Consider the following 13,703-nt stretch of genomic DNA (forward strand, 5'->3'; position numbering starts at 1 on the left):
ACGATAATTCCACTAAATTCCAGCTAGCTCAATGGCGGTTGTGCGATGTTTTTTTACTTGTCAATTGTTTCTATTATCCAATTCAGGCAAACATCGGAATTCATAATTGACCAAGAATGTGGGTTTTTCGTTCCGTCTAATCGAACTCCTTTTCCTTGACTAACTATTAGTTTTGCGTTTTCATTTCCCATTATTTTTAATTGGTTAATCATTGAGATTATATCAATTCCATTCCAGTCATTTAAATCACGATGTCTTTGATTAATTAACCAATCTGTATCCAAATCAGTAAACATTAAAAGAGGCATTTTTTTTAAATACTTTGCATTTCCACCATCTTTTGCTCCATAAGAATAAATAGAATTTTCCACATATTTTTCAGGAAATTTTTCTGGAGAACCTCCATAAATACTGTCGTAATTATTCTTCATCCATTTTGCTTCATCTACTGCTGGTTTATAAATATTTCTTTCAATTTCTCTTTCGCAATATTTATAAAATCTTGCCTGGTCTAAAGGTGCATCTAATGCAAAAACACCTTTTGGAATTAGAAAAAACTTTTCAGGGTTTTTAGTTGCCATTTCAGCATAAGTTAAAGAAATCATTGCTCCGTTTGAAAGTCCACCGATTATAAATTTATTTTTTGGAACTTTGTACTTTGCGACAATTTCACTGAAAATTTCATCTAGTAGTTTGAATTCTGCTTCTCGATTGTCAGTTCCCCAATTAATTGATGGAACAATTACCATAATTCCTTTTTCAACTGCTATTTTTTGAAGAGTTATTTGTTTTAATGTATTTTCAACAAGTTTACCACCAGATGGAATAATAACTAAAACGCCTTTAATATTAATTTTCGGAAGATATTTATAATAAAATAATTCTGTAGAATTTTCATCATTAACGTACAATTCGGAATTATCAGTTTTTGAAACAGATATTCTCTCAAATTCTTGTGCTTTACAAGATAAAAGATTAAAAATTAAAGCAAAAATTAGTAAGTTTTTCATTTTTAGGTTTTTTCGGCCAAAATTACTGCCAACTTGCATATACCATCAAATATATACATCTTTTTCGTACTAAAAGTTATTTGGTAAATAGAATAGTAGAACAGTGTTATAGTAAACTACCGGAATAACTTTATAGAATAGTTGATTATGAACGAGAACGTTTTTAGCCCAGATAGCAGTGGAAATCCTTTTTTATCCGCTTTTTAGCGGAAAAAAAGATTGTAACGAATAGCTGGAAATAGCTCCAAAAACAACAACAATCCGCGGCCTAGTTTTAAATTTTAGTCAGAACGCCATTCTTTAATAAGTATTTTATAATTTTGCAGCTTGATTTCGGGAGTGAAATGCCGTTATCTCTTTTACTTCGTGTGCAATAAGCAAATGGGAGTTTTTGGTTTAACCAAAAGCTTGAATGTTCATTACAAATGATGCCTAACAACAATGATTAAGAAGGAAGTTATGAAAAAGAAAGTTGAAATTCTTGCGCCTGCAAAAAACTTGGTTCAAGGAATAGCTGCTATAAATGCTGGTGCAGATGCTGTGTATATTGGAGCACCATTGTTTGGAGCACGAACGAATGCAACGAATTCCGTGGAAGATATTGCCGAATTGGTGAAATATGCCCATTTGTTTAAGGCTCAGGTTTTTGTAGTTATCAATACCATTTTGTACGATAAAGAACTGGAATCATGTAGAAAATTGATTCACGAGTTATATGATATTAAAGTGGATGCGCTTATCGTGCAAGACATGGCAATTATGGAAATGGACTTGCCGCCAATAGTGATTCACGCCAGTACTCAAGCGAATAACCGCGATCCTAAGCATGTGAAATTCTTGAAAGATGCCGGAATGCAACGTGTGGTTTTGGCCAGAGAATTAAATTTAGACCAAATTAAGGATATTGCTGCAGAGACGGATGTCGAGTTAGAATTTTTCGTTTCGGGAGCATTGTGTGTTTCTTTTAGCGGGAATTGTTATATGAGTATTGCTGGTGGAGAGCGAAGTGCTAACCGCGGTTCTTGTGCACAAAACTGTCGTCTTCCGTACAATTTGACTGATGGAAATGGAACGACCTTGCTTACTGAAAGTCATTTACTTTCGATTAAAGATTTAGACTTGAGCGATCAATTGCCTAATTTAATTGAAGCTGGAATTTGTTCGTTTAAAATCGAAGGCCGATTGAAAGATATCGTTTATGTAAAAAATAACACCTCGTTTTTAAGAAAGAAATTAGATTCTTTTTTGGAAAATAATGATTCGTTTCAAAAAGCGTCCTCGGGAAGAACGTTCTATAATTTTGTGCCAGAAATGGACAGAAGTTTCAATAGAGGGTACACGGATTATTTCGTGAATAAACGTACAGAAAAAATTGGAAACTGGGATAGTCCAAAATCACAAGGACAGTTGATAGGTGCAATTACTGAAATTAAAGCCAATGGTTATGTGATTGAGAATCATGAGCTATTGAACAATGGTGATGGTTTGTATTTTATCAATGAAGATGGCGTGGCCGATGGGGTACAAATTAATATTATTGTGAATGATATTGTAGTGCCTAATACATTTAAAAACATTGCAGTAGGAACGGTTATTTATCGAAATTCAGATGCAGAATTCAACCGTATTGTTGAAAAAGAAAATAGTGCTGTTCGAAAAATAGGTGTTAAGCTTCATTTTACCGAAACGGCTGATGGTTTTCAATTGCGTGCGATTGACGAAGATGGACATGAAAGTGTTGCTACTTTGGAAACCGAAAAAGAGGCTGCGAAAAGTGAAGAATCTGTGATTCCGAATATCAAAAGAAACCTTTCTAAAACAGGAAATACTCCGTTTATAGTGGATGAAATTGAAGTGGAGTTTGCTAGCAATTGGTTTTTGCCTATTTCGAAAGTAAACGAAGTAAGAAGAACTGTTTTAGAACAGTTAATCGATATTAGAATCAATGACTATCATAGAGAAGAGTTCCAAATCACGAAAACTGATCATCCTTATCCAACGGAGAAATTAGATTTTACTTTTAATGTTTCGAATAAGCTGGCGAGAGCCTTTTATAAAAGACACGGTGTAACTGAGATTGAAAAAGCATTTGAATTGCAATGGGATCCCGGAAAAGCACGTGTAATGACTACTAAATATTGTGTGAAATACGAACTAGGGAAATGCGCCCGTTTTCAAAGAGCCACAATGGGTGAAAAAGTAGTGGAGCCGTTGACTTTAAAACACGGAGAAAACGAATACAAATTGAAATTTAACTGCAAACCGTGTGAAATGGAAATTTGGGAAAAAGATGCCGAATTAGAGTTTATCGACGAAGACGAGCAACTGGATTATGTAAAGAAAAGATAAGTTTAAAAGAACTAAATATAAAGAAAGCTACAGTAGAAATGTTGTGGCTTTTTTGGTTTTAAGTAGTCACTAATTCACCGTTTAAACCTTCTTTTTTTACCGCAAATCCCACAAATTCCAATGATTTCTTTTACGATGCAAGCTTTATAGCAATTTACGTTAAAGCGTTTCTCGAAATTATATTTCTAGAATCGTAATCTCCGCATCGTTTAAATCTTTTGTGATGTACAATTGACAGGAAAGACGTGTAGATTCGTCTGTGTAGCCTAATTTTGATAAGGTGGCAGGTTCGTTTCGTTCCTTTAACAAAGAAGCGCCTGAGATTCCTTTTGTGGTTACAAGGCAGGTGGCACATCGGCCCACGCCGCCACATTCACCAAAAGAATCCAATTGGAGTTCATCCTTTAACAAAAACATCAAATTGGCATAGTCGCCGTGATGTGTACTAATGTGGTGTTCGCTGCCGTTTTCTATAACAGTGAATGTAATGGGAGTTTTCTTCTCATTCAAAATAAAAGGACTTTAAACAAAAAACGTTCCGAGTGATCGGAACGTTTTCGTGTTGTTTATTGTTTTAGCAATACTCGTTGTATGCATCTTGTAAGTTCTCAGCTATTAATTCAGCTGGGCGACCTTCAATATGGTGACGCTCTAACATATGAACTAATTCTCCGTTTTTGAACAAAGCCATAGCTGGCGAAGATGGAGGGAATGGAAACATGTGTTGTCTTGCAGCATCAACAGCATCTTTATCAACTCCTGCAAAAACAGTAATTAAATGATCTGGTTTTTTTGCTCCTTCTAAACTCATCTTAGCTCCTGGACGCGCATTTCTAGCAGCACAACCACAAACAGAGTTTACTACAACTAGCGTAGTACCTTCTAATTTCATTGCATTTTCAACTGCTTCTGCACTATGTAAATCTTGAAAACCTGCCGCTGTTAATTCAGCTTGCATTGGGTTTACCATTTCTTGTGGATACATATCGTTATATTTTAAATATTAATTTTGAATGTGCAAAGTTACGAAGTTTATAATGAACTCCCTTGTTTGCATAATAAAGTTTTGTTATAGTTTAATAGTCGTTTTCGAAGCAGTTTTTTATTTTAAATATAACGGTAACTTCTCGCTAAAGCCTTAATAAAAAGTAGTTTGGGACATTTTAATATTACTTGGAGGTCTTCAAAATAAGTAGTTTCTTCATCTAAAAACTTAAAAATTACCGATGGATTTCCTTTTTCGAACATAGCCGAAAAGATGCTTGCACCTAGTTCGTTATTTCGGTCTAAAATATCCAATAATAGCAAATCATAAAACCAGAACTTACTCTTTTTGTGAAATTGTCGCAAATCTTTTTCTTCTTGTAGGAAGGCGACTAATTGTGTTGAGCGCTTGTCTGCCTTTTTGAAGGTGTAGCCAGTGCTTGCTTTTGTCCATCCGCCTGCTGTTCCTATATTGAGAACGCGTTTAGTTGTTTTTTTCCAAAAAGGATAACATGTCATGGGAATGCTACCTTGTTCTTTTTCGATTATTTCGAAATCTGTGATTCCGAGTTCTCGAATGTAATTCTCAATCTCCTGTTCGTATTCTTCTTTTGGCAAAAGAAGGTGGGAAAATAAAGTATATTCTAATAGAGCTTCATTAGTTGAGGTAGGCAGTACATACATAAAACGGGTATTTCCTTTTTGCTCCACCGAAAAATCCATAAAAGTAGCTTGGTCAGGATTGAATACAGCTTCTTTACTTTTTATAAACCAACCGATAAAATGCTGTTGCAATACGGGATATTTACTTTGATTTTTAACTTCGGCTTTGTTGTAAATACTATTAAAAACGGTGTCACAGGTATAGCTGTCTGTTTCTGTGGCTACAAAAACATGTTCTTTTAATTCATTGATATCAGTCACTTTTTGATTGACATAGCTGATATTTTTTTCGTTCAAGATAAACTCAAAAACTTGATTGTAGAAATCCAAGCCTTGAATCATGTTGTATTGATACGGTTGCAAGTCTAAATCGCGCTTAAAATCAGCATTAGCAAAAAGTGCAGAATCCCATCTTTTTGAAACGGATTGTTCCCAATTTCCTACTTGTTTTTGCCAGAAACACCAGGTGCGATCATTTGTTTTTTTTGGATTTTCTTCGCATTTTTCACCTTTTGTATTGGGTTCGTCCAATAACAAAATGGAGCTTTCCTTAAATTTTCCAGACCGTGCCATTTTATACACTGTCATTAAAGCCGCTAAACCGCTGCCTGTAAAAATATAATCGTAGTGTTTCATTTTAGTTTGAAGTATTATCCTCAAAAATAGGAAATTCTTTTATTCTCTCAAGGATAGAAATTAGGTCTTTTGGTTTAAGGTAAGACTGTTTTTGGAAAAGAATCGAATAATCAACGTCTAGAATACTAAATGTAGGATACGCAATCTGACCGTTTATTGTCGCTAAAGCAGTTGCTAATTCATGGACTCCAGTTTTTTGTCCTGTTGGTTTATATTTGAAAATGTGCTTGTTAAAAGTAATGTCGCTATTATTTTCGGCATCTAATTCAACGAAATAGAAATTCGCATTTAACTCTTTGATTAACTCTTTATTTTTAAAAGTGGTGTTCTCCATCATTTTGCAGTACTTACACCAATTAGTATGAACAAAAATGACAATGGGTTTTGGTTTTTTTACTGATAGTTGCTCCACTTCTTCGAAGGAATAGGTTTTTAACTGAGTAAAACCGGATGGGATTGCCAGCATAAATAAAAATAATATGAAAATCGATTTTTTCATTACTGTTTTATTATTTAAACAGATAAGTTATGTAAACGGTACAAATCATTTTTATTTATAATCTAAGAAAAAACTTAAATGAGTTATATGCTTAATAAAATTATTTCAACGTATAACGCAACCCAAAAAAGCTTCTAATTCCTTGATTAGGACCATAAACATAACCTGGGTCAAACGTTAAACCATAAGGATTGTTCGGGGTTACTTGTGCATTTCCACTAGTGTCATATTGTACATCGTTGTCAAAAGGATCATTTGCTCTGGCGATAATAAAAGGATTTCCTTTGTTTGGAGTCCAGTTTAATAAATTTTTGACTCCCGCATACAATTCTAAGTTTTTGAACTTATTGAAAGTGAATTGTATATTTTGAATACTCCAAGTTGGAGAGTATTGTTCTCTTGGATCTAATGCGCCAAGTAGCGGCAATCGCATAGGGCCATACACATTTCCAGTATAGTCAATGTCTAAAAACATCGTATTCAAGCGGTAGGATATGGCCCAGGTTCCAGTGAATTTTTCGGTTAGCATTTGTCTTGTTTTTATATCATCTTCTGTTTTAGTAACATCCATAAATGTAATGCCTAAAATCATTTTAAGACCATTATTGAAAACTAAATCAACATTAGTGCTAATCCCTTTTGTAACAGCATAACCATTAAGATTTTTGTAAATAATCTGATTTGGATTACTATCGTAATCGGGTATAATTGAATTGGTAAAATGGGTGTACCAAGCTGTTGTTTCCAGCCCTATGAAGGTGCCATTATTAGAATATATCTTCTTTAAATAATTAAAATTAGCGTTGTAAGAGCGCTCCGGTTTTAATTCTTCTAATACGATAACATCGCGAGAACCGGTTAATGCCGCATGTTCTTCAGTAAAAAGATTTACAATTCTAAAACCAGTTCCGGTATTAAATCGAACAACATTGTTTTCGTTAATTTTCCATTTGTAGGCTAGGCGGGGAGTGAAAATAGAGCCATGGTTGTTGTTGTAATCGTAACGCGCTCCCAAAAGAACGGTGTGTTTTTCAGCTAAATTGATTTCGTCTTGAAGAAATAAACTCGGAATCCAGTTTACATCTTCTTCGACTGTTGCCGTGGTGTTATCATCGTAATATTGGTAACGCAAGGCAGTTCCAAAAAGTAAATCGTGTTTGTTTATCTTTTTGTCCCAGGTCAACTGTCCAAAACCAATGTGTTGCTTAGCGAGATACGGCATGTCACCATAAACAGAATTTTGGTCGTGATCTGTATAAGAAAATGAAAATAACATCTTTTCGGCAATAGGAAGTTCATAAGCTCCTAGCAATTCCCAGCGTTTAGTATAAATACTTTCGCCATATACTTCTGTGCCGCCGCGGTATTTTTTCTGCCATTGTAATTCGCCTCCCCATCTGTCTTCATAAAAGTAACGACCCGCAAGAGAGAGTAATTTATTACTCTTTCTATTAAAGCTCCATTTTTGGAAAATTGAAATACGGTCTTGTAATGTCAAATCAGTGAAGTTATCTTTGTTGTTATCAATTGGGTTGCTGTAATTGAAGTAATTAATGCCAGTTAGAACAGAGGCCGCTTTACCAACATTTGCTTTAAATCCAATATCAACATTCACTTCACCCCAATCCGTAGTAAAGGCATCTGCAGAAAACACAGCCGCGTTTTTAGGATTTCTAGTAATGATATTGATTAATCCGCCTACTGCTTCACTTCCATATAAAGAGGAAGCAGGTCCTTTGACAATTTCGATACGTTCTAATAAGGAATTTGGAATTCCTGACAAACCATACACTGTCGAAAGTCCGCTAACAATGGGCATTCCGTCAATTAAGACTAAAGTATAAGGTCCTTCAAGTCCGTTGATATGAATGTCACCTGTGTTGCAGACATTACAATTCAATTGCGGTCTAACACCATTTACATTTTGTAAGGCTTCAAAGATATTCGCGGTTGGATTTTTTTGGAAAAACACTGGTTTATAAACTTCTACGGGAACGGGACTTTCTAAACGACTGACTGGTTTTAAAGTTCCGGTAATAACGACCTCGTCGAGAGTATTGTTTTCTCTTAGATTAAAATTCAAAATCACGTCAGTAGAATCTGTAAATCGAATGAATTGACTTTGTGATTTAAAACCAGTATAGGAAGCGACCACCTCATAGTTTCCTAGTGGGATAGTTTTAAATAGGTACGAACCATCAGCTTTACTGCTGGTGGAATACTTAGTGTTTTTCAGTACAATATTAGCTAATGGTAAGGGCATATCGTCAGATGTTACAGTGCCTTTTACGGTAGTTTGCGCAAACGAATTGTTAGTGATTGCAAAACAGAAAAGTAAAATTAGATTCTTCACAACTATATTTTAGACATGGTTTAATTAAATATTTAGACAAAGCTAAAAATTATATTTGATATAACAAAAAAACCTAACTACATTTGCCTTAAATTGTTATAGCGCTGACAAGTGCTTTTGAATTAGAATAGGCAAAAAATATATAAAATGACATTTTCAGAAGAAAATTATCTTAAAGCAATTTACCATCTTACGCTGGTTTCAAATTCCGAAGTGAGTACTAATGCTATTGCCGAAATGATGGAGACCAAAGCCTCCTCAGTAACGGACATGCTCAAGAAATTAGCCGAAAAAGATTTAGTGAATTATAAAAAATACCGAGGTGTTTCTCTAACAGAACCAGGCAAGTTAGCCGCCAAAATGATTGTTAGAAAACACCGCCTTTGGGAAGTTTTCTTAGTAGAAAAGTTAGATTTTTCTTGGGATGAGGTGCATGATATCGCAGAGCAATTAGAACACATAAAATCAGAAAAATTGATTAACAAACTGGATGACTTTTTAGGGAACCCTACAGAAGACCCACATGGCGATCCAATCCCAAATGCGGAAGGACAAATTGTAAAAATTGAAAAGCATTTGCTTTCAGAACTAGAGGTGAATCAAATAGGAATCTGTGTGGGAGTCAAAGATACTTCGTCAGAGTTCTTGAAGTACTTAGACAAGCAAGGAATTGCTTTAGGTTCTAAAATAGAGGTGGTGGGCAAAGAAAGTTTTGATTTGTCCGTAAGAATAAAAGTCGATGAAAAGGGATTGTCGATTTCAAATAAAATAGCTAGTAATTTATATATTAAGTAATTATGTTTCAATCTATAATTGATTATTTCACAAGTATTGACCCCATTTTAGCTGCTTTATATGCGAGTTTGTTTACCTGGTTTCTAACGGCTTTAGGAGCGTCTTTCGTTTTTTTGTTTAAAACTATGAACCGAGTGGTTCTTGACGGAATGCTTGGATTTACTGGAGGTGTAATGGTTGCAGCCAGTTTTTGGAGTTTATTGGCTCCAGCCATAGAAATGACAGGCGGTGAAGGTTTTGCCAAAGTGATGCCGGCAGCCTTTGGATTTTTCCTTGGTGCCTTGTTTATCTTTGGGATCGATAAAGTACTACCGCATATTCATATTAATTTTAAAATTAGCGAAGGAATTAAATCACCATGGCAACGAACGACCTTGTTAGTTTCTGCAATTACACTACATAATATTCCGGAAGGATTGGCAGTTGGAGTTCTTTTTGGTGGTGTGGCAGCTGGAATTCCAGAAGCTTCGATTGCTGGAGCAGTAACATTGGCAATTGGTATCGGAATTCAGAATTTCCCCGAAGGAATTGCCGTAGCAATGCCATTGCGACGTATGGGAATGAGTAGATGGAAAAGTTTTATGTATGGACAATCTTCGGCAGCAGTAGAGCCTATTGCAGCTGTTTTAGGAGCTTTTGCAGTTACATTTTTTACTCCAATTTTACCTTACGCACTGGCTTTTGCAGCTGGCGCAATGATTTTTGTAGTGGTAGAAGAGGTCATTCCAGAAACGCAACAGGATAAAAATACAGATATTGCTACGATGGGATTCGTAGGTGGATTTATTATTATGATGGTGCTAGATGTGGCACTAGGGTAATAATTTCCGTTTTTTACTAAAGTAAGTCAATAAATAATAAAAATATTAGTGACAACCGCAGTCGTCGCCACCGCAACTCTTATCTTTTTTTTTCTTTTTAAAGAAGAATTTTTTAATTAAAAATACAACTGCAACTCCTAGGGCTGCGAAAGCTAATATTTCTTGAAACATATCGCTTTATTTTAAAATTTGGTAAGTAACTAATGCGACGATGTAAGCAAACGTACTCATAAAAATAAGTTGTCCCAAAGGCCATTTCCATGAATTGGTTTCTTTTTTTGTTATCGCGATGGTACTAGCGCACTGCAGAGCAAAAGCATAGAATAACAATAAAGATATTCCCGAAGCAAAATTGAATATTTTCTTGCCCGTTACTGGATTGACCTCAGCGGCCATTTTATTTTTAATAGTATCGTCGTTTCCAGTGCTTCCCACACTGTAAATAGTCGCCAATGTACCTACAAAAACTTCTCTGGCAGCAAAGGAACTAATAATAGCAATTCCAATTTTCCAGTCGTATCCTAAAGGAGAAATCGCGGGTTCAATAGTTTTCCCCATGATTCCGATATAGGAATTTTCCAGTTTGTAGGCTGCCACTTTGTTATCCAGTTCATCTTGTGATATACCTGTGTTTTCTGTTTTTGAAATCTGAATCGCTTCGGCATTTTTAAAGTTTTTTCCCGGTCCATAAGAAGCCATGAACCATAGAACGATTGATATTGCAAGAATTATTTTTCCCGCACCAAAAACGAAAGCCTTTGTTTTTTCAACAACATTAAGAGCTACGTTTTTAAATAAAGGAAGTTTGTAGTTTGGCATTTCTACCACAAAGAAAGTTTTGCTTTTTATTTTCAGAATTATATTTAAAATATAAGCCGAAAAAATAGCCATTCCAAAACCAAGAAGGTACAGCAACATTAGTGTTAATCCTTGTAGGTTGAGAATTCCTAGTACGTAGGTGTCTGGAATTACTAAGCTTATTATAATAGCGTAAACAGGCAATCTGGCTGAACAGGTTGTAAATGGGGTTACCAAAATCGTTATTAATCTTTCTTTCCAGTTTTCAATATTTCTAGTTGCCATAATCGCCGGAATCGCGCAGGCTGTACCCGAAATTAAAGGAACTACACTTTTTCCTGATAAACCAAAATTACGCATGATTTTATCCATTAAAAAAACCACTCTACTCATATAACCACTTTCTTCCAAAATGGAAATAAATAGAAATAAGAAGGCTATTTGCGGAATAAAAATCAGAATTCCACCGATGCCGGGAATAATTCCTTGTGATATCAAATTAGTTAAAACTCCCGCTGGCAGTTCACTATTTGTTAATGCGCTCAGGGAAGCAAAAGTAGTATCTATATAATCCATTGGAATTTTCGACCATTCGAAAATAGATTGGAAAATTAAAAATAATATGGCAAAGAAAATTACATATCCCCAAACTTTATGCGTCAAGACGCGATCAAGTTTAGAGCGGAAATCCTTGGCAATAGATGCGTCTACTTGCAAACCTTCTTTCAATACATCATTGATAAATTGATAGCGTTTAATGGTTTCTTTTTGTTGCAATCTCTTTAAATCCGAATGCGATTTAGTAAAAGTACCTTGAATCTCTTTTCGTTCTAAATTCAAGAAATTGACGTCTTGTGTTATAACTAGCCACAATTTATACAGTAATTGATTCGGAAATGCTTTACGAAGACTATTGAAGTATTCTGGTGCTATACTGGAAGCATTAAGACAAGCTTCGGTAGGAATAGATTTGTAGGAAACAATCAAATTTTTTAACTCCTCGATACCGTATCCTTTTCGAGAACTGATAAGCGCGATTTTTGTTTTTAAATGTTCCTCTAGATAGGGTATGTCTAATGTTATCCCTTTATATTCCATTCTGTCCGCCATGTTAATGACTAAAATAGTTGGAATTTCTAAGTCTTTTATTTGAGTAAAAAGCAGTAAATTACGTTTCAGATTTTCTACATCGGTCACTACAATCGCTACATCTGGATATAATTTATCGTTCTTGTTGAGTAATAATTCAATAACTACATTTTCATCAATAGAGCTAGCATTAAGACTGTAAGTCCCAGGTAAATCTAAAATATTTCCTTTAACGTTATTGGGTAATTTGCAAAAACCAATTTTCTTCTCAACGGTGATTCCCGGATAATTTCCTACTTGTTGATTAAGTCCTGTTAGCTGATTAAAAACGGAAGTCTTTCCTGTATTTGGATTGCCTATTAGAGCAATATTAATATTTTGATTGATCATTTAGAGCTTGATTTTGATTAGTTCAACTTCAATCTCTTTTGCTGTTTCTACTCGAATAGCCAAATGGGAACCGTTCACGTTTAAATATAAAGGATCGCCAAAAGGTGCAATTTGAAGTAATTCAACCGTATTTCCGGGCAAGCAACCCATTTCCAGTAGCTTTAATGGAATAATGTCAATATCAAAATCCTTGATAATGGCTTTCTCCCCTTTTTTTAGTGAATTTATCGTTGTTCGCAAGTCTTATTTAGATTGAATTAATATTGCAAAAATACATATTATAATACTAAAACAAATGATAATTATCACTTTTATAACACATTCTGATTAAAATCGGAGTGCTAAAAATGTGTTAAATAGTTTGGAATTGAAGATTTGAAAAATTGGAAGTATTATTCGTTACTCAGAAAATTAATGTCGACAATTAACTTTTCAATGTCTTCTTTATTAGTCCCGTCATAAAAACCACGCACTCTTTTTTTAGCATCTACTAATATAAAATTTTCTGTGTGAACCATATCGTAAAGTTCGCTCGGTTTTCCTAATTTAACCGCGAGGTACGATTTTCTTGCCATGGTGTAAATCTCTTTTTTATCTCCGGTGACCAAATTCCACTTTGAATCATCAACTCCATACTTCAATGCATACTCTTTTAAAACGGGCACGCTGTCTGTTTCTGGAAATACGCTATGAGACAGCAACATCACTTTTGGATTATTGATAATGGCTTTTTGTACTTCGAATAAATTTGCGGTCATTTTAGGGCAAATGGAACCACAGGTTGTAAAGAAAAAGTCAGCAACATAAATTTTTCCTTCATAATCATCTTGGGTTATGGTTTTCCCGTTTTGATTGACAAATGAGAAGTCGGCTATGGTGTGGTATTTACTGATGTATTGTACGGTGCTGTCTACCAATTCTGGATTTACATCAGAAGGATTGAAGATCGGTAGTGTTTTACGAGGTGTAAGGGCATTTTGAAACAAGTAAAGCGTGATCACGGAGAAGACTAAGAAAACACCAAAAAAGATTCGGTATTTCATAAAAATAGATTTCATAAAAATAATTTTCGCAAAAATACAAAATCGGTAATTGGTTTTAAATCAAATTAACACAATCTTATCCCATTGTAAGCTCCTTTAGTAGGTTTGATTATAGTGCGATCGGTTTTACATTAGTATTAAAGGTAGACTTAACACTAAGTTTGTCATTCCGGAGGAATCTCTTCAAGTATTGTGAATGTTTATGAGAGATTCCTGCGGAATGATAAGTTTGGGGGTAGTCTTAATTATTTGCAAGACTGTATAAAATAATAT

At 34.8% G+C, this 13,703-nt stretch carries 13 protein-coding genes; 3 read left to right on the top strand and 10 right to left on the bottom strand.

Translation table 11 applies throughout. The annotated features are described in order from the left end of the window. Window positions 1-53: 53 nt before the first annotated feature. On the bottom strand, window positions 54-1,010 hold the full coding sequence (locus FQU23_RS04495; protein ID WP_147672765.1) for a hypothetical protein: 957 nt from the start codon (window positions 1,008-1,010) through the stop codon (window positions 54-56). A 459-nt stretch (window positions 1,011-1,469) separates the two neighbouring features. Here FQU23_RS04495 and FQU23_RS04500 point away from each other — a divergent pair, with 459 nt between their 5' ends. Next, on the top strand, window positions 1,470-3,359 hold the full coding sequence (locus FQU23_RS04500; RefSeq protein ID WP_147672766.1) for a peptidase U32 family protein: 1,890 nt from the start codon (window positions 1,470-1,472) through the stop codon (window positions 3,357-3,359). A 177-nt stretch (window positions 3,360-3,536) separates the two neighbouring features. Here FQU23_RS04500 and FQU23_RS04505 read toward each other — a convergent pair whose 3' ends face one another. The 5 genes from FQU23_RS04505 to FQU23_RS04525 form a co-directional block, all read right to left on the bottom strand. Next, window positions 3,537-3,869 (bottom strand): 2Fe-2S iron-sulfur cluster-binding protein, encoded by a 333-nt coding sequence (locus tag FQU23_RS04505; RefSeq protein ID WP_165425724.1) that lies wholly within the window; start codon window positions 3,867-3,869, stop codon window positions 3,537-3,539. A 64-nt stretch (window positions 3,870-3,933) separates the two neighbouring features. Beyond that, the gene (locus tag FQU23_RS04510) at window positions 3,934-4,344 is read right to left on the bottom strand and encodes a BrxA/BrxB family bacilliredoxin (protein ID WP_074720125.1); all 411 of its coding nucleotides are present in this window, start codon (window positions 4,342-4,344) and stop codon (window positions 3,934-3,936) included. 122 nt (window positions 4,345-4,466) lie between these two features. Then, window positions 4,467-5,642 carry a lycopene cyclase family protein gene (locus FQU23_RS04515; RefSeq protein WP_147672768.1) on the bottom strand — a complete coding sequence of 392 codons (1,176 nt, stop codon included), beginning with the start codon at window positions 5,640-5,642 and terminating at the stop codon, window positions 4,467-4,469. Between the two features lies 1 nt (window position 5,643). Next, window positions 5,644-6,141: a thioredoxin family protein gene (locus FQU23_RS04520; protein WP_147672769.1), complete on the bottom strand. Its 498-nt coding sequence runs from the start codon at window positions 6,139-6,141 to the stop codon at window positions 5,644-5,646. 100 nt (window positions 6,142-6,241) lie between these two features. Then, on the bottom strand, window positions 6,242-8,494 hold the full coding sequence (locus FQU23_RS04525; protein WP_147672770.1) for a TonB-dependent receptor: 2,253 nt from the start codon (window positions 8,492-8,494) through the stop codon (window positions 6,242-6,244). Between the two features lie 147 nt (window positions 8,495-8,641). On the opposite strand from FQU23_RS04525, the gene FQU23_RS04530 reads away from it, so the two are divergent. Both FQU23_RS04530 and FQU23_RS04535 read left to right on the top strand, forming a co-directional pair. Further along, entirely contained in the window at window positions 8,642-9,289 is a 648-nt protein-coding gene (locus FQU23_RS04530) for a metal-dependent transcriptional regulator (protein WP_147672771.1), read from the top strand. A gap of 2 nt (window positions 9,290-9,291) precedes the next feature. Beyond that, window positions 9,292-10,110 carry a ZIP family metal transporter gene (locus FQU23_RS04535; RefSeq protein WP_147672772.1) on the top strand — a complete coding sequence of 273 codons (819 nt, stop codon included), beginning with the start codon at window positions 9,292-9,294 and terminating at the stop codon, window positions 10,108-10,110. Between the two features lie 45 nt (window positions 10,111-10,155). On the opposite strand, the gene FQU23_RS04540 is transcribed toward FQU23_RS04535, so the two are convergent. From FQU23_RS04540 to FQU23_RS04555, 4 genes are all read right to left on the bottom strand, one after another. After that, window positions 10,156-10,281, bottom strand: coding sequence for a FeoB-associated Cys-rich membrane protein (locus FQU23_RS04540; protein ID WP_147672773.1), 126 nt, complete (start codon window positions 10,279-10,281; stop codon window positions 10,156-10,158). 6 nt (window positions 10,282-10,287) lie between these two features. Further along, window positions 10,288-12,387 carry a ferrous iron transport protein B gene (gene feoB, locus FQU23_RS04545; RefSeq protein WP_147672774.1) on the bottom strand — a complete coding sequence of 700 codons (2,100 nt, stop codon included), beginning with the start codon at window positions 12,385-12,387 and terminating at the stop codon, window positions 10,288-10,290. Then, entirely contained in the window at window positions 12,388-12,627 is a 240-nt protein-coding gene (locus FQU23_RS04550; protein WP_132109779.1) for a ferrous iron transport protein A, read from the bottom strand. It abuts the gene before it with no gap. A gap of 152 nt (window positions 12,628-12,779) precedes the next feature. Beyond that, a complete protein-coding gene (locus FQU23_RS04555) occupies window positions 12,780-13,445 on the bottom strand; it encodes an SCO family protein (RefSeq protein ID WP_147672775.1) in 666 nt (221 codons plus the stop codon). Between the last annotated feature and the right edge of the window lie 258 nt (window positions 13,446-13,703).

This window comes from Flavobacterium sp. XN-5 (assembly GCF_008033395.2).
Classification (GTDB): domain Bacteria; phylum Bacteroidota; class Bacteroidia; order Flavobacteriales; family Flavobacteriaceae; genus Flavobacterium; species Flavobacterium hiemivividum.

What these genes read in the sequence shown, in the direction of transcription:
- FQU23_RS04500 (WP_147672766.1), top strand. Translation starts at nt 1,470, where the DNA reads ATGAAAAAGAAAGTTGAAATTCTTGCGCCTGCAAAAAACTTGGTTCAA.
- FQU23_RS04535 (WP_147672772.1), top strand. Translation starts at nt 9,292, where the DNA reads ATGTTTCAATCTATAATTGATTATTTCACAAGTATTGACCCCATTTTA.
- feoB (WP_147672774.1), bottom strand. Translation starts at nt 12,387, where the DNA reads ATGATCAATCAAAATATTAATATTGCTCTAATAGGCAATCCAAATACA.
- FQU23_RS04540 (WP_147672773.1), bottom strand. Translation starts at nt 10,281, where the DNA reads ATGTTTCAAGAAATATTAGCTTTCGCAGCCCTAGGAGTTGCAGTTGTA.
- FQU23_RS04510 (WP_074720125.1), bottom strand. Translation starts at nt 4,344, where the DNA reads ATGTATCCACAAGAAATGGTAAACCCAATGCAAGCTGAATTAACAGCG.
- FQU23_RS04555 (WP_147672775.1), bottom strand. Translation starts at nt 13,445, where the DNA reads ATGAAATCTATTTTTATGAAATACCGAATCTTTTTTGGTGTTTTCTTA.
- FQU23_RS04520 (WP_147672769.1), bottom strand. Translation starts at nt 6,141, where the DNA reads ATGAAAAAATCGATTTTCATATTATTTTTATTTATGCTGGCAATCCCA.
- FQU23_RS04495 (WP_147672765.1), bottom strand. Translation starts at nt 1,010, where the DNA reads ATGAAAAACTTACTAATTTTTGCTTTAATTTTTAATCTTTTATCTTGT.
- FQU23_RS04515 (WP_147672768.1), bottom strand. Translation starts at nt 5,642, where the DNA reads ATGAAACACTACGATTATATTTTTACAGGCAGCGGTTTAGCGGCTTTA.
- FQU23_RS04530 (WP_147672771.1), top strand. Translation starts at nt 8,642, where the DNA reads ATGACATTTTCAGAAGAAAATTATCTTAAAGCAATTTACCATCTTACG.